The following is a 21,564-nucleotide window of genomic DNA, read 5'->3' as shown; positions in this document are numbered from 1 at the left end:
GCTGGACCGGTCGGTCAGTGACGGCCGACGAAGATGCCGATGCCGTTGGCGACCGCGCGCTCCGCACCGTCGGACGGGTTGTTGCGGGCGGTGGCGGCCGCCTGGCCCGGCTCCCGCACCGCGACGGTGGTCGAGCCGCCGCCGTCCAGGTTCACCGCCGCGTCCGCACCGAACGCGCGCATCAGATCGGCCAGCTCGGCGATCGTGAAGCCCGCGCTGGCGGGGGCGCGACCGGCCAGCGCGACGAGGTACACGGTCGTCCCGTCGGGGCTGACACCGGCCGCGCTGCGCACGGCGGCGGTCTTCGTGTCCAGGCCGGCGAGAGGCTGCCCGTCCCGCAGGATCGGGGCGCCGCCGACCGCGAACGTCAGCTTCGGCTTGCCGACCGAGACGAGCTTCTCGTCCACCCGGACCCGGTCGCCGACGACCAGGTCGTCGAGCGCGTCGGCGCCGCCCTCGCGGCCCACCAGCACCTGGGTGTCGTCGGGGATGGCGCCCGCGCCCGGCGTCGGGCTGACCGAGGTCACCACGCCATCGCGGACGGTCACCTCGTACGTGTGGGTGCTGCACGGGTCGTTGCGGCTCGTGTCGCTGCCGCAGGTCGATCGGACCCGGGAGGCGGTGCCCCACGCGGAGGTGAAGACACCGACGCCGCCGACGGGCAGCGCGTACTGGTTGAGGCCGCCGAGGGGGATCGTGCCCTTGGCGCTGCGCACCTCGCCGGCCAGGGTCAGCGTGTCCACGCGTGCCTTGCCGTTCACGCCCACACCGAACACGTCGCGGGTCGAGGTGCCGGGGGCCAGCCCTGGGCCGAAGCGCTGCGCGTTCGGCACGGCGAACTTCAACTCCTCGCCGTCGGCGATCTCCGGGCCCGACGCCGAGCCGGTCGGGGCGACCCCGGCGTGGGTCTCGCTGATGTTGAAGAAGTCGCCGTTCACGCCCGCGATCGCACCCTGGGCGTTCGTCATGGCCGAGACCACCTCGCGTTGGGCGATGCTGTCGGGGTGCAGCAGGTCGAGGGAGACCTTGTTCTTCCGCAGGTCGGCGGTGAGCAGGTACCCGACGGTGACGCCGCGCGGCGTGGTCACCTGGAACGAGCCGTACGTGACGCCTGGGGCCAGCTCCTCCGTGGAGATGACGGTGATCGGGGAGTCCGTCGTGGACGCGGACGTCGCGGTCCCGGTGGCGGCCTGGGCGGTGCCGGTGGGCGTCGCGAGGGTGCTCAGCCCCGCGGCGAGCAGCAGCGCCAGAGTCGGGCGCACGAGGTGGGATGACCTCATCGCCGCTCCTTTCTCCGTGCGACCCCGAGCGGTGCCCGGGGGTCGGCCCGACCGGGAGAGCGGCCGGACCAGCGAAAAGGTTCCCGGGCAGCCGATCACGCGAGGGTGAACGACCGAGATGATCAAGCTGAACGAGCAGTGCCGACCGGTCGTCGGCCGCGCGTCCGCGCCGGCCACATCAGAAGTGGCGGGGGCCCAGGCGGGGGACGATGGCCAGGGCCAGGAGCACCGTGCTCGCGACCGCACCGACGCCGATCGGCGGCAGCCGCTGCAGCAGCGGTGCCGCGGCGACCAGCACCAACGCGCCTGCCGGCAGCCGCCACAGCGTCGTGCGGAACAGCTCGAAGGCGTACAGGGTTCGTCCGGCCAGGAAGACCACCGGGCCCGCGACCATGAGGGCCAGCTCCTCGCGCGTCGTCTCGTTCGTGGCCCCGACGACGATCGTCTCGCCGCCCGCGGCGGTCAGCACGACGCCCGCCACCATGATCAGGTGTGTGTACGCCACGACCAGGGCCTGGCGCCCGGGGTTGGTCGACCGCTCCAGCCCGACCGCGAGGTCCTCGGCGCCGTACGCCACGTAGATGCGCCACATGGCCACCGCGTTCGCGAAGAGCAGGAGCAGCCCGGCCCCCGCCGTGGAGACGAAGCCACCCGCGGTGAACTTGAGCGCGCCGACCAGCAGGATCTCACCGAGCGCGACGATGAACATCTGCCGGTAACGCTCCGAGATGTGCTCGCCGATGATCCGCAGCTCCCGGGCGGCGATGCGGCCGAGCTTCGGCACCCAGTAGCCGAACAGCCCGGCCAGGTAGTCCAGCGTGATCGCCACCGCCCAGACCGCCAGCCGGGCGGGGGCGGGCAGGAACGCGCCGCCCAGCCAGAGCAGGCCGGTCGCGCTGAACCAGATGAGCACCCGCAGCGGACGTACGCGCAGCTCGTGGCCGCGTAACGCGGTCACGAGGAGCAGGCCGCGGAACAGGTGCAGACCGACGTACGCCCCGGCGAAGGCGAGACCGTCCAGGCCCTCGAACGCCCGCACGGACGCCATCGCCATGAGGTAGCCGCTGAGCAGGACGCCGACGACGATGAGCTGGACCAACCCCTGCTCCGGGTCGTACCAGTCCGTCGTGTACGCCGTGACGGTCCACACCCACCAGACGGCGGCGAGCAGGACCAGCGTCTGCAGGGCGTTCACCAGGCTGAAGTCGTCGAGCAGGCGCAGGGACAGCCGGGACAGCGCGACGATGAGCCCGAGGTCGAAGAGGAGCTCCAGGAAGGAGATCCGCGGGTGGTCCTCGCGAGGCCGCAGCACCCACCCCGCCCGATCCCGCGCCACGTGCCTCCCGTTTCATCCGGTTGATACCTGTTTCGTATCACGCAGGGATGGGAGCACGCGACCAACTCGGGGAAGAGAACCCGCTGGACTCCGGACGTGCTCAGGGGGCCGACCGGTCGCGGGCCGACCCACGTCGGTGGCGGGCCCTGCGGTGCGCGTACGCGATGAGCCGCTCGACCTCGGCGAGGCTGCGCGGACCCGGGTTGAGCACCGACGCCCAACCCGCCGAGCCGTAGAGCGGGTTGGGCAGCAGTTCGTCGAGCACCGCGAAGTCGATCGAGGCGCGGTGGTCCGCGAACCGTGCCGGCGGGTAGCCGACGACGCGCTCGAACTCGCGCCGCCCGAGGTCCAGGTTCAGCCGGAAGACGCCCGGCCGGTGCAGCCGGGACTCCTCGTCGTAGCCGGTCATGTCGCTCTCGCCGAGGGTGGCGAACGGCAGCCGGCGGTCTGGACCGACGTAGAAGAACCGCCAGCCCCACGCCACCTCGGGGGCCCCGGACGCCTCGTCGGCCACCACCACGGCGACGTCGGGCAGCGCGCGGATTCGCTCGGCGAAGTCGTCGGCGGTCGGTGGCGGGGGTGCGGTGTCGAAAGCCATGGCCTCAACCGTATCGTTGAACGAGCGTTTGATACTTCTGTCGAGGCCCGCCCGGAGGAGTCCAGCTGAACCCTCAAACCGGAGGACGTGCCTACCGCCCGGTGGACCTCGCCCGCGAGCACGGCATCTCCACCCAGGCCGTCCGCAACTACGAGCGCGACGGCGTCCTGCCGGCCGCCGCCCGCACCTCCAGCGGCTACCGCACCTACACGGACCTGCACGCCGCGGCGCTGCGCGCGTACCTGGCGCTCGTCCCCGCGTACGGCTACGGGGTGGCCGCCGAGATCATGCGGGCGGCGACCCGCGGCGAGGTCGACGCCGCGCTGCGTGCCGTCGACCACGGGCACGTGCAACTGCTAAGCGACCGGGAGACCCTCGACGCCGTCGAGACGACGATCGGCGTGCTCACCACGGCGCCGCCCCGAGACCGACCCGACCGGCCGCTGACCGTCGGCGCCCTCGCCCACCGGCTCGCCGTGACGCCCGCGACGCTGCGCAAGTGGGAACGGGCCGGCGTGCTCACCCCCGCCCGCGACCGGGTGAGCCGGCAACGCCTCTACGGCCCGGACGACGTACGCGACGCCGAACTGGCCCACCTGCTGCGTCGGGGCGGCTACCTGCTCGACCACATCGCGACCGTCATGGCGCAGGTCCGCGCCGCGCAAGGTCCCGGGCCACTGGCCGAGTCTCTCGACGCGTGGCGGCAGCGGCTCGCCGCCCGCGGTCGCGCGATGCTCACGGCCGGCGGTCACCTCGCCGCCTACCTGACGGCAACCGGCCGCTGACCCGGCGGCGGTGTCGGCGGGTGCCGGTAGGGTGCCGGCAGCGAGGGCACCTCGACGCGGCGCTCGCGGACCGGTGGGAGGTGGAGGGCGCGTGCTGGCTGGGCTGGAGTTGCCGCCCGCGGTCGAGGCCGAACGGGTCATCGCCGCCGTGCTCGCCGACGTGCGGTCCGGCGACCATCGCGGTGTCGTCGTCGACTCGCCCCCCGGCGCCGGCAAGTCGACCCTGGTCGTCCGCGCCGCCGTCGAACTGGCCGCCGCCGACGAGCCGCTCATCATCGTCGCGCAGACCAACGAGCAGGTCGACGACCTCATCGACCGCCTCGCCCGCAAGGCACCCGAGCTGGCCATCGGCCGGCTCTCCGCCGCCGACTACCAGCCGTCCGAGCGGGTCCGGGGCCACGCCACGGTCCGGGTCGCCGCGAAGGTCGCCGACCTTCGCGGCGCGGCTGTCCTCGTCGGCACGGCCGCGAAGTGGGCCACGGTGACCGAGGGCTCCTGGCCGTGGGCGATCGTGGACGAGGCGTACCAGATGCGCTCCGACGCCCTGCTGCGCGTGGCCGGCAGATTCGAACGGGCCCTGTTCGTCGGCGACCCGGGGCAGCTCGACCCGTTCTCCACCGTCGACACGGCACGCTGGACGGGCCTGGCGTGGGATCCGATGCAGTCGGCCGTGGCGGTGCTGCTGCGGCACAACCCCGAGCTTCCCGTCCACCGGTTGCCGGTGTCGTGGCGGCTGCCCGCGTCGGCCGCGCCGCTGGTCGCGGCGGCCTTCTACCCGTTCACCGGCTTCCGGGCGGGCACCGGGCCGACCGAGCGGGCGCTGACGCTGACCACTCCGGGCGGGGGCGACGCGGCCGACGACGCGCTGGAGATGGCGGCGCGCACCGGTTGGGCCCTCTACGCGCTGCCGGAGCGCCAGACCCTGCGCACCGACGTGGAGGCCGCCGCGGCCTGCGCGACGCTCGCGACTCGGCTGGTGCAGCGCGGCGCGGTCGCCGCCTCCGAGCAGGCGCCGAACGGCGCGCCGGTGACCGCGGACCGCATCGCGATCGGCGCCGCGCACCGCGACCAGGTCGCGGCCATCCGCGCGCAGCTCGGCGCGGCCGGAGCCGGTATCACCGTCGACACCGCCAACCGGCTCCAGGGCCGCGAGTACGACGTGACGATCGTCCTGCACCCGCTCTCCGGGCGGCGGGACGCGACGGCGTTCCACCTGGAGTCGGGGCGGCTGTGCGTGCTGGCGTCCCGCCACCGCCACGCCTGCGTGGTGGTGGCGCGCGACGGCATCGACGAGCTGCTCGACGCCCACCCGTCCACCGAGCCGGTGCACCTCGACGTGCCGGTGAAGTTCCCCGACGGCTGGGAGGCCAACCAGTCGACGATGACGCACCTGCGGGCACATCGCGTCACGGGCGGCTGACGCCGCTCGGCCCGGGTGGCTGACGGCCGGGTCGCCCGCTCGGAACGCAGCCGGTAGGTTCGAGGCCCAGCACTGCCACCGCCGTCGATGGAGGTAGCCGACCCCGTGACGCAGGTCGAGACGATCGCCGGGGAACTCCAGGCCCTGCGCGCCGGCGCCGAGCGGGCGCAGGGGCTCGCCGCCGCGGCGGACAACCAGGCCCAGGAGATCGCGCTGCGGGCGGCCGCGGCCGGCTTCACCGCCGTCGCGGCGGGCATGGCCCGCGTCCGCGCCGCGATCGGCGAGCTGCGCGGACGCCTCGGCGGCCTCCTGACCACGATCGACGAGGCGAGCACAGCCACCTCCGCCGTGCCGCGCGAGGCGACACCGCAGGACACCATCGCCGCCCTGACGCCCGTGCACCAGGGCATCGTCGGCGCCCGCGAGGCGTCGGCGGCGACCAGCACCCACGTCGGTACGCTGCAGCGGCTCGTCACCACCGTCCTGCACGGCGGCCAGCCAGGGCCGATGCTCCAGACGCTCGACGGCATCAAGCAGGTGCTGGCGCTGATGGCGCAGCGGGCGGGCACCGCCGAGCAGACCGTCGAGGCGGCGATCGCCGCGGCCCGGCGGCTGGGGTCGGCGGGAAACTGACCGGGGCTGGCGGCCCCCCGCCGACCAGCCCACCCTCCGAGCACGTTGCCGCTCCGCCCACCTCGCCGTCGACGGCGGACATGGAGGGCCCCGATTCAACGGCGGGTCGCTCGTGGACCAGGCGGCCCACGGGAACACCTGGAGGGGTGCCCACGGGCACTCCCACCCGCATCTCCCCGAACGAGGACGTCAGAGAACGGCGTTCGCTCGAGCTGGAGAACCAGTGCGCCGCGAGGCTTGCCGCCCAGGGCTACCGCGTACAGCAGAATCCGACGCAGCAGCAGCTAGCGGAAGCGCGGCGAAGCACCGGCGACCTCGGCGACCCGAGGAAATCGCCGGACTACCTGATCGAGGGGCACATCTTCGACTGCTACTCACCCACTCGGCCGGTCCCTCCACGGGCGGTCTGGAGCGCAGTCTCCAAGAAGATCGACAAGTTGCAGGTCCAGCGGGTTGTGCTCAACCTTGAGGACTGGCGCGGGGATCTGCGGGACCTGCAACGGCAGTTCGACGACTGGCCGGTAGAAGGCCTCAAAGAGTTGGTCGCGGTCACCCGGAACGGCAGAATCGTCCAGATCGTGCGGCCGACATGAACGTGCGCGGAAGGGGCGAGGTTGTCGATCGACTACGCGTTGACGCTTGAGGGCGGTATCGCGCTGGAGCGGCTGGCCGAGGTGGTCGCGCCGCACACCGCCGAACTGCGGTCGCCTGCCGGTGGCCGTTTGCTGACCGCCGACCTGAACGACGAATTCGGCTACACCGTCACCATCACCTCCGGTAGCGACGGCTACTACGCGGCCGAGGACGACGGCGGCTCCCTGTGGCAGTGGGAGCCCGACCAGTACGTCGACATCACCTTCCACCTACGTAAGGACACGGTGGCAGAGCAGGGCAGGCCGAACATGCTCCGCGCGGTCGCCGCGATCCTGGGCAGGTGGACGCGCGAGGACGCGGCGCTGTTGCTCAACGGCGACTGGCTGATGCTGACCCGCGTCGACGGCCGATTCCGCAAGCACAACGCGGCCGACTGGTACCGGGAGGAGTACGACCAGATCTTCACCGGCACCGGTCTTTGACCGAAGCGATGAGCCGATGGATGGCGCGGTCGTCGGGACGTGCGAACGCCCTGGGACGGCCGACGAGCCGCTGACGCGGCGGACGGCGGGGAGGCGACACGTAGCCGTCACCCAGGGTGTCGGTGGGTTCCGCTACGGTCGAAGCGTCATGAGCGCGCGGGCCGGCGAGGCGATCATCGGGCGGGATCATCCCGCGGGTGTGCTGCGCGCCGAGTTGGATCGCGCGGTCGCCAGTCACGGCGGTCTGGTCCTCGTCACCGGCGAGCCGGGCATCGGCAAGACCACCCTCGTCACCGCCGCCGCGCGGGAGGCCCGCCAGCGGGGCGCGCTGGTGCTCGGCGGCGCCTGCTGGGATTCGGACAGCGCCCCCGGCTACTGGCCGTGGGTGCAGGTGCTACGCCGCCTGCGTGGCTCCGCCGACGACTGGGCGATCGCCCAGGAGGCCGCCGAGCCGGGCCTCGGCGTCCTGCTCGGCGAGGGTCCCCGCGCCGGCGGAGCCGACAGCACCACGACCGAGCCCGGCGACCGGGAGGAGTTCGCCCTCCACGACGCGGTGACCACCGCGCTGGTCGCGATCTCGCAGCGCCGGCCGGTGGTGGTGGTCCTCGACGACCTCCACTGGGCCGATCCCGCGACGCTGCGGCTGCTGGAGTTCGCCGCCCAGCACACGTGGTTCGAGCGGTTGCTGCTGATCGGCACCTACCGCGACGCCGAGGTCGAGGCCGGTGACCATCCGCTGCGCCCGCTGCTGATGCCGCTGCTCGCCAAGGCCACGACACTCACCCTCACCGGCCTGTCGCGCGACGAGGTGGGCACGCTCATGCGACGTACGGCCGGGCAGGAACCGGCCGCGGACCTCGTCGACGAGGTGCACCGACGTACCGGCGGGAATCCGTTCTTCGTGGAGCAGACCGCCCGACTGTGGCGGGCCGAGGGGCTGGTCGGCACGATCGCTCCCGGCGTACGCGACGCGGTCCGTCGCCGTCTCGCCCAGCTTCCCCGGGCGGTGGTCGAAGCGCTCACCGTGGCCGCCGTGCTGGGCCGGGAGTTCCACCGGCAGGTCCTCGCGGCGTGCGCGGCGACGCCCGCCGCCCAGGTCGACCGGTTGCTCGACCGTGCGGTCACCGGCCGCCTGGTGGTGGCCCGCGGCGGGGGTCGGTTCGCCTTCGCCCACGACCTGGTCCGGGAGACGCTCTACGACGGCCTGGCCGACGACGACCGGCGTGCGCGGCACGCCGCCGTGGTGCGGGCGGTCGGCGGGGCGGCCGAGCTGACCGAGCGGCTGATCCCTGCCGACCTGGCCCGCCACGCCTACCTGGCCGGGGCTGCCCTCGACCCGGCGCGGGCTACCGACCTGCTCGTCGACGCCGCGCGGGACGCCGGCGGGCGGCTGGCCATGGACGAGTCGGTGGTCCACTTCCGGCGGGCGCTGGAGGTCGTCCAGGACCCGACACGCCGGGTGAAGATCATTCTTGAGCATGCCCAGATGCTGTTCCAGTCCGGTGCGTCCGCCGACGCCCGCCGACTTCTCGGCGACGCCGCGACGCTCGCGCTCACGCTCGACGAGCCGGTGATGCTGGCCCGGGTCGCGCTCACCCTCCACCAGCACGGTCAGACCGGCGCCGGGCATCCCACGAGGTCGGAGGAGTTGCTGCGCGAGGCGTACCGGCGACTGATCGGCGACCCCGACGAGTCGCTGCCGGTGCGCACCCTCGTCACCGATCTGATCACCGCCACCGAGACGTTGGCCCGCCGTGGTCAGGACGACGAGGCGCTCACCTTCACCCTCTGGGCCCGCCACGACGCCACCTGGGGGCTCGGCACCGCCGCCGACCGGGCGGCCATCACCGCGGAGATCCGGGAGGTGGCCCGGCGTACGGGTGACCGGGAGACCGAGATGTGGGCGACCTCGCTGCGCTGGGTGGCGCTGCTGGAGCTCGGTGACCCGCGATACCTCACGGAGTGGACGTCCTTCGTCGCCGACGGCCAGGCCAGCGACCTGGCGCGGCAGCGCATGGCGGGCGCCATCGACGGGGGCATCATCGCCGCGTTCCGTGGCGACTTCGCCCGGTCCGACGCGCACTTCGCCGTCCTGAACGACCTCGGGGAGGTGCCGCCCACCGACTTCGCCTTCCTCACCCACCACCTGCGCTGGGCCCGCCTGCTGCTGCAGGGCCGGTTCGAGGAGATAGACGACTTGCTCGACGGGATCGACGCAGCCGACTACCCACACCTGGACCTCGTTCGCGCGATCACGGCGGCCGAGCGCGGCGACGGTGACACGGCGGTCCGGATCACCGCGGGCATCGAGGCGGCCGGCACCACGTACGCCCGGGCGGTCTCGCCGCTGTGGCTGCGCCTGCGGGCGCAGGCCGCCGCGGCGGCACGCGACGATCAGCGGTGCGCCGAGGCGCGGGCCGCCCTGGCCCCGCACCGTGGACAGTGGATGGTCGCGTTGTACGGCTGTGACATCGGCGGGCCGGTCGACCACTGGGTCGCGCTGCTGGACGCCGCGCAGGAGCGCTGGGACGACGCCATCGCCGGCTTCCAGGCCGCCCGAGACGAGGCCGACCGGCTGGGTGCCCGACCCTGGTCTGTCCTCGCCCGGGCCGCCCTCACCGAAGCGCTGCTCCGCCGCGATCGGCCGACCGACGCGGTCGCCGGGGCGACGCTGCGGGCCGAGACCACGCGGGAGGCCGAGGCACTCGGCATGCGGCAGGTGCTCGACCGGCTCGCCCTGACCACGACCACCCGGCGCGGAGACGTCGACGCCATTGGTGACACGTTTGCCGGACGCGGGAGCACCGATGCCGCCGCTGGCACGTCTGGCGCCGGCGCGACTCGCGAACCGGCTGCGGTGCCGGCAGTCGCGCGCGGTGTCGGGACGACCGTTGAGCGCTCCGCCGACGGGAGGGCCGTGACCCGGCCGGCCGGCCTTCCCGGGACCGCCTGGAGCGGGACCGGCGGCGTGGCGACCGGCGGGGGCGGCGGTGCGAACCGCACCCGGGTCACGGGCGACCCGGGTCCCGCTCCGGACGTCGCCGCGCCGCCCACCGTGGCGTACGGGTTCCGGCGTGACGGGCCGGTCTGGGAGCTCGCCTACGCGGGCCTGGTCGTCCACCTGCCCGACGCCAAGGGCCTGCACGACCTGCACCTGCTGCTGAGCCGACCGGGCAGTGACGTTCCCGCGGTCGAGTTGCTCGATCCGGCCGCCGGCCCGGAGTTGGTCGCCGCGCGTCAGTTGGGCGCCGATCCGGTGCTGGACGACGAGGCGAAGGCGCGCTACCGGCGCCACCTCGACCGGCTGGACGACGAGATCGACCGGGCCGCCGCGCGTGACGACGCCCGAAAGGTGGCCGCCCTGGAAGCGGAGCGCACGGCGTTGCTCGACGAGCTGCGGGCGGCGGCGGGGCTGGCCGGTCGCAGCCGTCGGCTCGGCGACGAGGCGGAGCGCGCCCGCAAGGCGGTGACCGCCCGCATCCGGGACGCGCTGCGCAAGCTGGACGACCGTCATCCGGCGCTCGCCGCGCACCTGCGCGAGACGGTGTCGACCGGGAGCAGCTGCCGCTACCTCCCAACCGAATCCCTGCCCTGGCGCCTCTGACCCGGCCCGCGCCCGGTGGTTCGGCCCGCGCCCGGTGGTCCGGCGTTGGTCCGGTGGTCCGGCGTTGGTCCGGCGGTTCGGCGTTGGTCCGGCGTTGGTCCGGCGGCCCGGCCGGCGTCCGGCGGTTCGGCGTTGGTCCGGCGGTCCGGCGTCGGTCCGGTGGTCCGCCCCGGGTTCGGCGGTCCGGAAATGCGCCTGGCGGTCCGGCGTTGGTCCGGCGGTCCGGCCGGCGTCCGGCGGTTCGGCGTTGGTCCGGCGGTCCGGCGTCGGTCCGGTGGTCCGCCCCGGGTTCGGCGGTCCGGGAATGCGCCTGGCGGTCCGGCCTGCCCCCGGCCGTCGGACGAGCTCCGGCCCGGCCGCCGAACCGGTTGATCACTTCATATCCGTGAAGTTGCGGTGTCCCCAACGCGCGGACACCGCAACTTTCAGGAAATGGAGTGGACCATGGTGGCCGGGCCCCGGGGCGGCCGGACGCCGGACGCCCGGTCAGCGGCGGTTGTAGCGGTACATCGTCAGGGTGCCGAAGACCACGACGAAGCCGGCGCTCCAGAGCAGCAGCCACATCGTGTTGGACGGGTCGGACGAGCCGGCCATCGCGGCGCGGACCGACGCGACGAGGTGGGTGATCGGGTTGACCTTCACGAACGCCTGGAGCCAGCCGGGCATGGTGCTCGGCTCGACGAACACGTTGCTGAGGAAGGTCAGCGGGAACAAAACCATCATGCTCACGCCCATCACCGACTTCTCGCTGCGCAGCACCAGGCCGAAGAACGTCCAGACCCAGGAGAAGGCGAACGAGAAGACCACCAGCAGGCCGATGCCGGCGGCCACGCCGAGCACGCCGCCGTCGGGTCGGAAGCCCAGCACCAGCCCGACGCTGAGGATCACCACGGCCGCCAGGATGTAGCGCAGCACGTCGCCGAAGATCATGCCGACCAGGGCGGCCGGTCGCCAGACCGGCAGGGTCCGGAAGCGGTCGAAGATGCCCTTCTCGATGTCGGTGTTGAGCCCGATCCCGGTGTACATGGTGATCATGACGACGCTGGTGACCATGATGCCGGGCAGGAAGAACTGCAGGTAGTCGCGGGGGCTGTCGGCGAGGGCGCCACCGAACAGGTAGGTGAACATCAGCACCATGATGATCGGGAACGCCGTGACGTCGAAGAGCTGCTCGGGCACGTGCTTGATCTTCAGCAGGGCCCGCCAGCCGAAGGTGAGCGACGCGGACAGGGCACTGGGCCGGGGCGGGCGCGCGCCGGGCGCGAGGACCGTCGCGAGCGCCTCGGTGGAGGGTACGTAGACGGACGGCGCGCGCTCCGTCGTGGTCGTGGTGTCGCTCATCGGGCTGCCTCCAGCTGCTCGTCCCGCTCGTCGGCCGGGACGGCGGGGTGGTCGGTCAGGGCCAGGAAGACCTCGTCCAGGCTGGGCTGGCCGAGGGAGAAGTCGTCGACGACGATGCCGGCGTGGGCCAGGTCGGCGAGGGCACGCGCGGCCTGCTCGCTCGCGGCGAGGTCGCTGCCCTCGCCGCCGACCCGCGCGGTCAGGGCCACCGGGTCGGGTTCGAGCTGCACCGGCACGCCGAGCGCGGCCAGCAGCACCTTCTCCGCCTCGGGCCGCTGCCCCGCGTCCCGCAGTCGCAGGTGGACGGTGCCGGAGCCGACCGACGACTTCAGCTCACCGGGGGTGCCCTCCGCGATCACCCGGCCGTGGTCGACCACCGCGATCCGGCCGGCGAGCTGGTCCGCCTCGTCCAGGTACTGCGTGGTCAGCAGCACGGTGGTGCCGTGCGCCACCACCGCTCGCACGATCTCCCACACCTGGTTGCGGCTGCGCGGATCGAGACCGGTCGTCGGTTCGTCGAGGAACAGCAGGTCGGGAGTGTTCAGAATGCTCGCGGCGATGTCGATGCGCCGCCGCATGCCGCCCGAGTACTTCTTCACCTGCCGGCCGCCCGCCTCGGTCAGCCCGAACGCGGCCAGCAGCTGCTCGGACCGGTCCCGGGCGGCCTGCTTGCGCAGCCCCAGCAGCCGGCCGAGCAGCACCAGGTTCTCGATGCCGGTCAGGTCCTCGTCGACGGAGGCGTACTGGCCGGTGAGGCTGACCCGGGCCCGGACCTTGTCGGCCTCGGCCACCACGTCGTGGCCGAACACCTGGGCCCGGCCGCCGTCGGGCCGCAGCAGGGTGGCCAGCACCCGCACCGCGGTGGTCTTGCCGGCGCCGTTCGGGCCGAGCAGGCCGTAGACGGTGCCGGCGGGCACCTGGAGGTCCAGCCCGGCCAGCGCCCGGGTCTCCCCGAACGACCGGGTGAGGCCCTCGGCCTCGATGGCCGGGCCGGTCGTGCGCTTACTCATGGTCTTTCCTTTCTTCTCGTCAGGAGACGTACGGGCGCGCCGCGCGACCCTCGCGCAACGCCAGGCCCCACCAGCGAAGCTGGTCGAGCAGGACGCGGGCGTCCTGGCGGAGCTGGTCCACGTGCAGCGGCGTCGGTTCGCCGCAGAGCAGGTCGACGCCGACGACGTCGCGCACCGTCGTCGCGTGCAGCGCGGTGAAGACCGTGCGGAGCTGGTCCACCGCGTGCAGGCCGGTGGAGCGGCAGCCGTACGCGACGAAGCCGACCGGTTTGGCCTGCCACTCGTCGTATGCGTAGTCGATCGCCTGTTTCAACGAGGCCGGGAAGCTGTGGTTGTACTCCGGGGTGACGACGACGAACGCGTCCGCCCGGCGTACCTCGTCGACGAACGACCGGATGGCGCCGGTCGGCTCGGCGGGATAGGCGCCGGGGAAGTCGTACGCGGCGAGGTCGACCACGGTCACCGTCAGGTCGTCGTGCAGGCGTGCCTGGTCGACGAACCAGCCGGCGACCCGGTCGCCCATCCGGCCCTCACGGGTGCTGCCGATGATCACGGCGAGCCGTAACGGCGTCATGGTGCCCCCTCCCGGCCTCGGGTCTCACCCGGAAGGCGCGAGACGCCGGCGCGCTGTCCGCTAGAACGGATCTGGCGGAGTGTGCCGGTCGGGGGGGGGCCCGCGCGGGGCCAACGCTCGTTGAAGTGTCAGGGCAGTCCTGTTGACCGGACTGCGGGGGATCTGGCCGAGGGGGTGGCTGGCATGGCGAGCGTACGCATCGCGCCGTGGAGCGAGGACGACCTGGACCTGTTGCGACAGCTCAACGCACCGGAGGTCCGCGCGCACACCGGGGGGTCGGAGACCGACGAGCAGGTGCTGGCGCGGCACGAGCGCTACGTGCGGTTCGACCGCGACGGCTGCATGTACGCGGTGGTGCTGCCGGACGGCGTGAAGGTGGGCAGCGTCGGCTACTGGGAGCGGGCGTGGCGCGGCGAGCGCGTCTACGAGATGGGCTGGGCGGTGCTGCCCGCGTACCAGGGGCGGGGGGTGGCGACGGCCGCGGTGCGCGCGGTGGCCGACGTGGCCCGCGCCCGGCGGACGCGCCGGTGGGCCCACGCCTACCCGTCGGTCGACAACCCGCCGTCGAACGCGGTCTGCCGCAAGGCCGGGTTCACGCTGCTCGGCGAGACCGAGTTCGAATACCCGCCGGGCCGGCTGATGGTCTCGAACGACTGGCGCCTCGACCTGACCGTGCCGGCGGGGGCGGGACGACTGGCGCCCGACGCGGGGGCGAGGGCACGTGCTCGTTAGCACGGCTCCATGCTTCGATAGCGTTCATCGATGGCCGCATGTTGGTTCCAGTGAAGGTTCGTCTGCCCCTGTTCACGACCTGAACACGCGCGCTGGCGCTTTCTATCGTCTTCCCCACCCCTCCGGCTCAGTGGACCGCCGCCCGGTACGCCGCCAGCCGCTGCTGGGCGGCCTCCACCAGCGCCTCCGGGTCGTCGGCGTGGAAGCGCAACTCGGTCACCGCCACCCCGCGCGCCTTGCGGACCGGCACCTCGATCGGTTCGCGCAGCAGCACGTCGATGCTGGTCTGGCTGGCCAGGCCGAGGCTGAGCGTGGCGCCGGTAGCGGTGCGCTCGACCTGGGTCTGTCCCTCGGGTGGCATCGAGCGGCGGTGGACGCGGAGCGTATCGACGGCCGACCACGGGACGGTGTGGTCGAGGCTGATGCCGTTACGGATCCGGATGCCGGCCTCGCCGACGACGTGCGGAAGCACCTTGATACTGGCGAGCAGGCCGAACATCCAGATCAGGCCGTAGACGCCGAGGCCCAGCACGATGTTCGACACCAGATCCCAGGGCAGGATCAACTCCAGGATCGGAATCTCGATCGCGGAGACGATGATGAAGACCCACATCAGGGTCATCACCGCGCCCGAGTAGCCGAACGTCCGGTCGCCGGGGTGCAGCTTCTCCGGCCGGCGGAAGATCCACCGGTAGAGGCTGCGCCACAGGCGGAACTCGTACCGGACGGCCAGTCGTAGAAGTCGCCACACCGCGTTCACCGGTCCTCCTCGCGGATCTCGGGGTAGAGGCCGTGCTCACGCAGCCGGCCCAGGATGTCGTCGAGGCCGGCGACGAAGGCGTCCAGCCGGTCGGCGGGCATCGCGCCGAACAGCAACTCGGCGAACTCCCGCTGCCCCTGCTCCAGCCCTTCGACCGTGGCGACGCCGTGCGGGGTGAACGTCACCAGGAAGGCCCGCCGGTCGGTAGGGTGCGGCTCCCGAGTGACGAAACCGGAGGCGGCCAGGCCGTCGACCAGGCCGGTGATGGTGCGGGCGCTGACGCCGAGAGCCTCGGCCAGGTCTCGCTGGGTGACCGGCCCGGCGCGGCGTAGCGTCCAGAGCAGGGTGGCCCGGGACTCGGTCAGCCCCTCCCGGGCCAGCCCTCGCGTCATGTCGTCGCCGAGCACCACGACGAGTTCGAGCACCCGGTCGAGCGCGCCGGTCCACCGCTCCCGCTCCGACACCGTTACCTGCCTTCATAGTGAGCGCCCTTCACTATGATGCCATGGACGCCTTCCCTGCCCGTCCGTCACCAGGGCAGCACGCCGTACCCGCCGTCGCCGTCGGCGAGGTGACCCCAGAGCTGCCCGGTCGGGCCGTCCGCGGGCAGCGTCGCCAGCCGTACGCTGACCTCGGCGCCCTGCTCCGGGGTCCGGAAGCCGCTGTTGCCGTTCAGGTCGGTGGCGCAGTAGCCGGGGTTGGCCGCGTTCACCTTGATCGCGGTGTCCCGCAGCTCCTTGGCGTACATGGCGGTGACCATGTTCAGCGCCGCCTTCGACGACGGGTACGGCACCGAGGCCAACGGGGCGAGGAAGCTTCCCGGGTCGGTCATGATGGCGATCGAGCCGACCTCGCTGGAGACGTTCACGATCCGGGCGGCGGGTGCCCGCCGCAGCAGCGGCAGCAGCGCGTTGGTCACCGCCACCACCCCGAAGACGTTCGTCTCGTACACCCGGCGCAGCGTCGCCACGGTGGTCTCACTGGGCAGCGCCCGTGCGCCGTCGCCGAGCGCGATGCCGGCGTTGTTGACCAGCACGTCGAGTCGGCCGTACTCCTCCTCGACCAGCTTCGCCGTGGCGGCCACCGAGGCGGCGTCGGTGACGTCCAGCGGCACGAACCGGGCGTCCGCGCCCCCGGCGCGCAGCTCCCGCTCGGCGGCCCGGCCCCGCTCGGCGTCGCGCGCGCCGACCAGCACGGTCATCCCGCGTGCGCCGAGCTGCCGAGCGGTGGCCAGGCCGATTCCCTTGTTGCCCCCGGTGATCAGGGCGATCGTGTTCGTCGTCATGCCCTCGACGCTGCCCGACCCGCGCGGTGGGTGGGAGAGCCGCGGCGAGGCTGGGATTCGCGGTACCACCCTCGCCGTCGCCGGCTGAGGCAAGCTGGGGATATGACCGGCACCGGAATGCGCCGCGACGAACTGGCGGCGTTCCTGCGCAGCCGCCGCGCCCGGCTGCGCCCCGCCGAGGTCGGCCTCCCCGACGGGATACGCCGCCGCACCCCCGGCCTACGCCGGCAGGAGGTGGCCCAGCTCGCCGGCATGTCGGTCGACTACTACATCCGGTTGGAGCAGGGCCGCGGCCCGCACCCGTCGCGCCAGGTGCTGGCCGCGTTGGCCCGGGCGCTGCTGCTGACCCGGGACGAGCGCGCGTACCTGTTCCGGGTGGCGGGGGAGAGCCCGCCACCGTCCGCCGGTCCGAGCCGGGAGGTCGGTCCCGGCCTGCGACACCTCATGGACGCGATGACCGAGACACCGGCGTACCTGGTCGACGCCGCGTACGGCGTGCTGGCCTGGAACCGGCTCGCCCGGCACTTCATCGGTGACCTGTCGGCGGTGCCCGCCGAGGACCGGAACATGCTCCGCTGGACGTTCCGCAACGCCGGCGACGGCGGCCACTGGGACGACCCGGACGTCATGCGGTTCGTCCGTACGTCGGTGGCCGACCTGCGGGCCGCCTACGGCCGCTACCCGACGGATCCGGGCATTCAACGGCTGGTCACCGAACTGCTCGGCACGTCACCCCGGTTCGCGCGGATCTGGGCCGAGCACGACGTCGAGGAGCGCCGGCCGGTCGTCAAACGGGTGCCGCACCCGGAGCTGGGCCCGTTGGAGTTCGAGTGCCGGGTGCTGCACGTCCCGGAGACCGACCAGCGGCTCATCGTCTACGTCGCCGAGCCCGGCTCACCGACCCAGGCGGCCTTCCGCCGGCTCGCCGAGCGCGTCCCGGTCCGTCAGGACGGCAGGTAGTCGAAGGTGTCCGGGTCGCCGCCCTGCCGTCCGGCCGCGCCCCGGTCGAGCGACGTGATCCGCTCTATCGTCGCGTCGTCGAGCGTGAAGTCGAAGATCTGGAAGTTCTCCTCGATCCGCGCCGGCGTGGTCGACTTGGGGAAAACGACGTCGCCGCGCTGCACGTGCCAGCGCAGCACCACCTGCGCCGGCGTACGGCCGACCAGCTCGGCGATGTCGACGATCGTCGGGTCGGTGAGCACCTTGCCCTGGGCGATGGGCGACCACGCCTCGGTGACGATGTTGTGCTCCCGGCCGTAGTCGCGCACCTGCTCGTTGCCGAAGTACGGGTGCACCTCGATCTGGTTCACCGCCGGCACCACCTCGGCCTCGTCGGCCAGCCGCTCCAGGTGCGCCACCTGGAAGTTGGACACGCCGACCGACCGGGCCCGCCCGTCGCGCTGGAACTCCTGGAGCGTCTTCCACGTCGACACGAAGTCACCGTCGTACAGGGTGGGCAGCGGCCAGTGGATCAGGAACAGGTCGATGTAGTCCATCTTCAGCGCCGACAGCGTCGACTCGAACGCCTTGCGGGCGTCGTCCGGGCGGTGGAAGGCGTTGCTCAGCTTGCTGGTCACGAAGACCTCGCGGCGATCCAGCCCGGAGGTGCGGATCGCCTGGCCGACCTCCGCCTCGTTGCCGTACATCTGCGCGGTGTCGATGTGCCGGTAGTCGGCCCGCAGCGCCGTGGCGACCGCCTCCGCGGTGTCCTTCGGCTCGATCTGGAAGACCCCGAAGCCGAGCTGCGGGATGCTGTTGCCGTCGTTCAGGCTGATGGTGGGGACCGTGTTCGGCACTGGGGCTCCTTCGCGCGTCGTCCGGACGCCCGGCCCGGGAGCGCTTCCGCGCCGTCCGGGCCGAACCTGCCATCCCCGCCCCATACCCGGCCCGGGCGCCGACTCACGGACGCGCGGCCGGTGATCCGGATCACGGCGCCGGGCGGGCGTCACCCGGCCGCGTCGAACAGCACCGGCCACGGCCGCCGCGCCGGTGTCACCGCCGGACCGGACGGCGTCGGCTCGGCGTCGGCCAGCACCTCGGCCGCGAGCTGGGCGAACATCGGCGCGGCCGGGTGCCCCGAACGCTGCGGCCAGGCCGCCGAGGTGCGCTTGACCAGAGGCGCCCCGACGATCGGCCGCCAGGCGATCCGTGGCTCCCGGCGCGCCGTCGCCGCAGGCTCCACGGCTACCACACCACCGGCCAGCACCAGGCCGAACAGGAACTCCGGATTGCGTGCCGGGCGCACCCGGCCCGGCCGGAAGCCGTGCTCCCGGCAGACGGCGAGCAGGTGGTCGTGCCAGCCGGGTGCGGTTGCCCGTGGCGCGGTGACCAGGTCCAGGCCGGCCAGCGCCGTCAGCTCCACCTCGCGGGCCCGGGCCAGCGGCGACGTACGCGGCACCAGCACCCCCAGCGGCACGTCGACCGGAGCGCCGAACCGCAGCCCGTCCGCGTCCACCGGGTGGTGCACCAGACCCACGTCGAGATGCCGCTCGGTCAGCATCCGCACCTGCTCACCGCTGGTCAGCTCGTGCAGCTCCACGTCCAGGCCGGGTGCCCGCTCGGCGAGCCGGTCCAGCAGCGCGCGCAGCGTCACCGCCGGGGTCTCCGGCGGCATCCCGGCCCGCAGGACGCCGAGCGCCCCGGCGCGCACCTGCCGCATCAGGTTGCGCAGCCGCCCCTCGGCGGCGAGCAGCTCCTCGGCCTCGCCGAGTAGCAGCTCCCCGGCCGTGGTCAGGCGCACCTGACGGCGGGACCGGTCGAAGAGCTCCACGGCCAGCTCTCGCTCCAGCCGTTGGACGGACTGGCTCAGCGGTGGCTGGGCCATGCCGAGCAGCTCGGCGGCCCGCCCGAAGTGCAGCTCCCGCGCGACCACCACGAAGTGCCGCAGATGCCGGAGCAGGTCCATTGGCCGGACCCTACGCCAGCGCCCCGACCAGCGGGTGGCCGGCGCGGCGACCGATCCGGTGGATACCGTGCCGGGGTGGCAGTGGGGGAGCTGATCGAGGACATCTTCGACCGGGCCGGCGTGACCGCGTGCCTGCACGTGGTCGACATCGACGCGGACGATCCGGCCGACGCGCGAGGCCCGGCAGGCCCGCTCGCCGCGGGCGACCCGGGCGGCGCGCCCGGGGCGCGGGGTGGCCCGGAGGTCGCGATACGGGCCGACGAACAGGTCGTGATCGCGTCGATCTTCAAGATCCTGCTGGTGCTGGAGTTCGCCCGGCAGGTCGTCGCCGGTCAGGTGGACCCGGGCGAGCGGGTCCTGGTCACCGCCGCCGACCGGCTCGGCGGCTGGGGGTTGGCGGGCTGCGCCGACGACACCGAGGTGTCCCTGCGGGATCTCGCCTACTTCGCCATGTCGGTCAGCGACAACACGGCGGCGGACGTGCTGCTGCGCCGGGTCGGCGCGGACCTGCTGCCGATGCTCGCCGCCGAGCTGGGGCTGGCCCGGACCCGCGTCCTCGGCGGTCCCCGCGAGCTGGTCGAGATGATGCTCGCCGACGTCGGCGCGCGGACCGAGGCGGACTTCGCCCGGATCTTCCCCACCCTGCCCGCCGAGCGGGTCCACGCCATGCGGGTCTTCGACCCGGCGCAGACCACGTCCAGCACCGCGCGGGAGATCACCCGGTTGCTCGGCCTGATCTGGCGGGACGCGGCCGGACCCGCCCCGGCCTGCGCGATGGTCCGCGCCTGGATGGCCCGGCAGCTGTTCTGGACCCGGCTCGCCGCCGGCTTCCCGCCCGGCGTCCGTGTCTCCGGCAAGACCGGCACCCTGCCCGGTCTGCACCTGGAGGCCGGGGTCGCCGAGTATCCCGACGGTCGGCGGTACGCGATCGCTGTCTTCGCCCGGAGCAACGAGCTCGCCACCCGGCGCATCGACGTGGACCTGGCCATGGGGGAGGCCGCCCGGACGGCGGTCGAGGGACTGCGTGAAGCCTGATTTCCGGCGCCGCACCCGGTCGAGGCGCACCGCCTGAACAGGTCCGATATCCGTCGGGATATCGCCGGTACGGCCGGTCGATCTTGGACGTGGGCGGGGTGCCGCTGATTGGCTCACCGCCGACCGTCCGTACCGACACACGGGGAGCAGATCCGCATGCCCACTCTCGACCGACGCCGGTTCCTCCGCGACGCAGCCGCCTCCACCGCCCTGGTCACCGCCGGCGGGATCGCCTCGACCGCGCTCGCCGGCCCGGCCCAGGCCGCCCCGCCCGCCCCGGCCCAGGCCGCCCCGCCGACCGCCGCCGGCCGCGCCGGACGGGCCAGCTTCCGCTGGTGGGGCACCGCCGGCTGGCGACTCGACATCGGCCGGCGCACCGTCCTGGTCGACCCGTTCCTCAGCCGGATCAACACCGGCCTGTTCGACGGCGCGTTCGACACCGGAACCCGGCTGGACGTGCGTACCGACCGGGTCGACGCGCGCGTCGACCGCGCCGAGACGGTGCTCGTCACGCACACCCACTGGGACCACTTCATGGACGTGCCGTACATCGCCGGCCGCACCGGCGCCCGGGTGTTCGGCACGCTGACCGCCTACCACCTGGGGCTCGCGTACGGGGTGCCGTCGGGTCAGCTGAGCGCGGTCAAGGGCGGGGAGGTGATGGACTTCGGCGACTACACCGTGGAGGTGGTGAGTTCGCTGCACAGTCGCAACGCCGCGTACTCGGTCGCCTTCCCCGGCGTACGTGTGGCGCCGCCGGTGATGCCGGCGACGATCGCCGACCTGCCCGAGGGCGACACGCTGAACTACCTGGTCCGCGTCGTGGGCGGGCCGTCGGTGTTCTTCATGGGCGCCAGCGACTTCGTCGCGCCGAACCTGGCCGGGCTCGCCCCGGACGTGGCGATGGTGGCGTTGAACAGCACCACGGTCACGGCCGACTACGTGCCCCGGCTGATGGCCGCACTGGACCACCCGAAGGTGGTGGTGCCGGTCCACTTCGACAACTTCGAGACCGACCTGCGCAACCCGCCCACGATCGCCCCGAGTGACCACGAGCGGCTCGACCAGCTGATCTCGGCGGTGCGCGCGTCGTCGCCGCGCAGCCGGGTGCTCGTGCCCGAGTACGACACCGCGTACCACTTCTGATCGGGCTCGGCGAGGTGCGGCGCTGGCCGCACCTCGCCGGCCGG

21 protein-coding genes are annotated in these 21,564 nt (G+C 73.3%); 10 read left to right on the top strand and 11 right to left on the bottom strand.

The features are described from left to right. Positions 1 to 14: 14 nt before the first annotated feature. From GA0070620_RS16055 to GA0070620_RS16045, 3 genes are all read right to left on the bottom strand, one after another. The gene (locus GA0070620_RS16055; RefSeq protein WP_091591744.1) at positions 15 to 1,280 is read right to left on the bottom strand and encodes a phosphodiester glycosidase family protein; all 1,266 of its coding nucleotides are present in this window, start codon (positions 1,278 to 1,280) and stop codon (positions 15 to 17) included. 178 nt (positions 1,281 to 1,458) lie between these two features. Further along, the gene (locus tag GA0070620_RS16050) at positions 1,459 to 2,592 is read right to left on the bottom strand and encodes a low temperature requirement protein A (RefSeq protein ID WP_157741634.1); all 1,134 of its coding nucleotides are present in this window, start codon (positions 2,590 to 2,592) and stop codon (positions 1,459 to 1,461) included. Positions 2,593 to 2,716: 124 nt separating this feature from the next. Continuing rightward, a complete protein-coding gene (locus GA0070620_RS16045; RefSeq protein WP_091591739.1) occupies positions 2,717 to 3,214 on the bottom strand; it encodes a DUF6194 family protein in 498 nt (165 codons plus the stop codon). A gap of 101 nt (positions 3,215 to 3,315) precedes the next feature. On the opposite strand from GA0070620_RS16045, the gene GA0070620_RS16040 reads away from it, so the two are divergent. From GA0070620_RS16040 to GA0070620_RS16015, 6 genes are all read left to right on the top strand, one after another. Continuing rightward, positions 3,316 to 3,999: a TioE family transcriptional regulator gene (locus tag GA0070620_RS16040; protein WP_231921816.1), complete on the top strand. Its 684-nt coding sequence runs from the start codon at positions 3,316 to 3,318 to the stop codon at positions 3,997 to 3,999. A gap of 94 nt (positions 4,000 to 4,093) precedes the next feature. Next, positions 4,094 to 5,419, top strand: a complete 1,326-nt coding sequence (locus tag GA0070620_RS16035; RefSeq protein WP_377520948.1) for an AAA domain-containing protein — start codon at positions 4,094 to 4,096, stop codon at positions 5,417 to 5,419. Between the two features lie 105 nt (positions 5,420 to 5,524). Next, a complete protein-coding gene (locus GA0070620_RS16030; protein WP_091591732.1) occupies positions 5,525 to 6,052 on the top strand; it encodes a DUF6244 family protein in 528 nt (175 codons plus the stop codon). A 146-nt stretch (positions 6,053 to 6,198) separates the two neighbouring features. Further along, positions 6,199 to 6,645, top strand: coding sequence for a CdiA C-terminal domain-containing protein (locus tag GA0070620_RS16025; protein WP_231921814.1), 447 nt, complete (start codon positions 6,199 to 6,201; stop codon positions 6,643 to 6,645). Positions 6,646 to 6,666: 21 nt separating this feature from the next. Further along, positions 6,667 to 7,128: a SitI3 family protein gene (locus GA0070620_RS16020; protein WP_091591730.1), complete on the top strand. Its 462-nt coding sequence runs from the start codon at positions 6,667 to 6,669 to the stop codon at positions 7,126 to 7,128. 148 nt (positions 7,129 to 7,276) lie between these two features. After that, positions 7,277 to 10,732, top strand: a complete 3,456-nt coding sequence (locus GA0070620_RS16015; RefSeq protein WP_091591728.1) for an ATP-binding protein — start codon at positions 7,277 to 7,279, stop codon at positions 10,730 to 10,732. Between the two features lie 486 nt (positions 10,733 to 11,218). Here the strand turns inward: GA0070620_RS16015 and GA0070620_RS16010 are convergent, their stop codons facing one another. Genes GA0070620_RS16010 through GA0070620_RS16000 form a run of 3 tightly spaced genes read right to left on the bottom strand, consistent with a single transcriptional unit; the run spans position 11,219 to position 13,657 of the window. Then, positions 11,219 to 12,073 carry an ABC transporter permease gene (locus GA0070620_RS16010; protein WP_091591726.1) on the bottom strand — a complete coding sequence of 285 codons (855 nt, stop codon included), beginning with the start codon at positions 12,071 to 12,073 and terminating at the stop codon, positions 11,219 to 11,221. Continuing rightward, positions 12,070 to 13,083: an ATP-binding cassette domain-containing protein gene (locus GA0070620_RS16005; RefSeq protein WP_091591723.1), complete on the bottom strand. Its 1,014-nt coding sequence runs from the start codon at positions 13,081 to 13,083 to the stop codon at positions 12,070 to 12,072. Before GA0070620_RS16005 ends, GA0070620_RS16010 begins: the two co-directional genes overlap by 4 nt. Positions 13,084 to 13,102: 19 nt before the next feature. Next, on the bottom strand, positions 13,103 to 13,657 hold the full coding sequence (locus tag GA0070620_RS16000) for an NADPH-dependent FMN reductase (RefSeq protein WP_091591721.1): 555 nt from the start codon (positions 13,655 to 13,657) through the stop codon (positions 13,103 to 13,105). A gap of 183 nt (positions 13,658 to 13,840) precedes the next feature. Between GA0070620_RS16000 and GA0070620_RS15995 the strand changes: the two genes are divergently transcribed. After that, a complete protein-coding gene (locus GA0070620_RS15995) occupies positions 13,841 to 14,389 on the top strand; it encodes a GNAT family N-acetyltransferase (protein WP_091591718.1) in 549 nt (182 codons plus the stop codon). A 127-nt stretch (positions 14,390 to 14,516) separates the two neighbouring features. On the opposite strand, the gene GA0070620_RS15990 is transcribed toward GA0070620_RS15995, so the two are convergent. From GA0070620_RS15990 to GA0070620_RS15980, 3 genes are all read right to left on the bottom strand, one after another. Then, positions 14,517 to 15,149 carry a PH domain-containing protein gene (locus GA0070620_RS15990; protein WP_091591715.1) on the bottom strand — a complete coding sequence of 211 codons (633 nt, stop codon included), beginning with the start codon at positions 15,147 to 15,149 and terminating at the stop codon, positions 14,517 to 14,519. Continuing rightward, the gene (locus GA0070620_RS15985; RefSeq protein ID WP_231921813.1) at positions 15,146 to 15,613 is read right to left on the bottom strand and encodes a MarR family winged helix-turn-helix transcriptional regulator; all 468 of its coding nucleotides are present in this window, start codon (positions 15,611 to 15,613) and stop codon (positions 15,146 to 15,148) included. The genes GA0070620_RS15990 and GA0070620_RS15985 overlap by 4 nt, the downstream gene beginning before the upstream one ends. A gap of 65 nt (positions 15,614 to 15,678) precedes the next feature. Next, positions 15,679 to 16,434 carry an SDR family oxidoreductase gene (locus tag GA0070620_RS15980; RefSeq protein WP_091591713.1) on the bottom strand — a complete coding sequence of 252 codons (756 nt, stop codon included), beginning with the start codon at positions 16,432 to 16,434 and terminating at the stop codon, positions 15,679 to 15,681. Positions 16,435 to 16,536: 102 nt separating this feature from the next. Between GA0070620_RS15980 and GA0070620_RS15975 the strand changes: the two genes are divergently transcribed. Then, positions 16,537 to 17,394, top strand: a complete 858-nt coding sequence (locus tag GA0070620_RS15975) for a helix-turn-helix transcriptional regulator (RefSeq protein ID WP_091591711.1) — start codon at positions 16,537 to 16,539, stop codon at positions 17,392 to 17,394. Here the strand turns inward: GA0070620_RS15975 and GA0070620_RS15970 are convergent. Beyond that, positions 17,379 to 18,230 carry an aldo/keto reductase gene (locus GA0070620_RS15970; RefSeq protein WP_231921811.1) on the bottom strand — a complete coding sequence of 284 codons (852 nt, stop codon included), beginning with the start codon at positions 18,228 to 18,230 and terminating at the stop codon, positions 17,379 to 17,381. The two genes, GA0070620_RS15975 and GA0070620_RS15970, sit on opposite strands and share 16 nt — an antisense overlap. A 149-nt stretch (positions 18,231 to 18,379) precedes the next feature. After that, positions 18,380 to 19,339, bottom strand: coding sequence for a LysR family transcriptional regulator (locus tag GA0070620_RS15965; RefSeq protein WP_091591707.1), 960 nt, complete (start codon positions 19,337 to 19,339; stop codon positions 18,380 to 18,382). A 75-nt stretch (positions 19,340 to 19,414) separates the two neighbouring features. On the opposite strand from GA0070620_RS15965, the gene GA0070620_RS15960 reads away from it, so the two are divergent. After that, entirely contained in the window at positions 19,415 to 20,374 is a 960-nt protein-coding gene (locus GA0070620_RS15960) for a serine hydrolase (RefSeq protein WP_091591705.1), read from the top strand. Positions 20,375 to 20,530: 156 nt separating this feature from the next. Continuing rightward, positions 20,531 to 21,520 carry an MBL fold metallo-hydrolase gene (locus GA0070620_RS15955; RefSeq protein ID WP_091591703.1) on the top strand — a complete coding sequence of 330 codons (990 nt, stop codon included), beginning with the start codon at positions 20,531 to 20,533 and terminating at the stop codon, positions 21,518 to 21,520. The last annotated feature ends 44 nt before the right edge of the window (positions 21,521 to 21,564 follow it).

The organism is Micromonospora krabiensis (assembly GCF_900091425.1).
GTDB lineage: Bacteria > Actinomycetota > Actinomycetes > Mycobacteriales > Micromonosporaceae > Micromonospora > Micromonospora krabiensis.
This window is presented reverse-complemented; position numbering and strand designations above follow the sequence as displayed.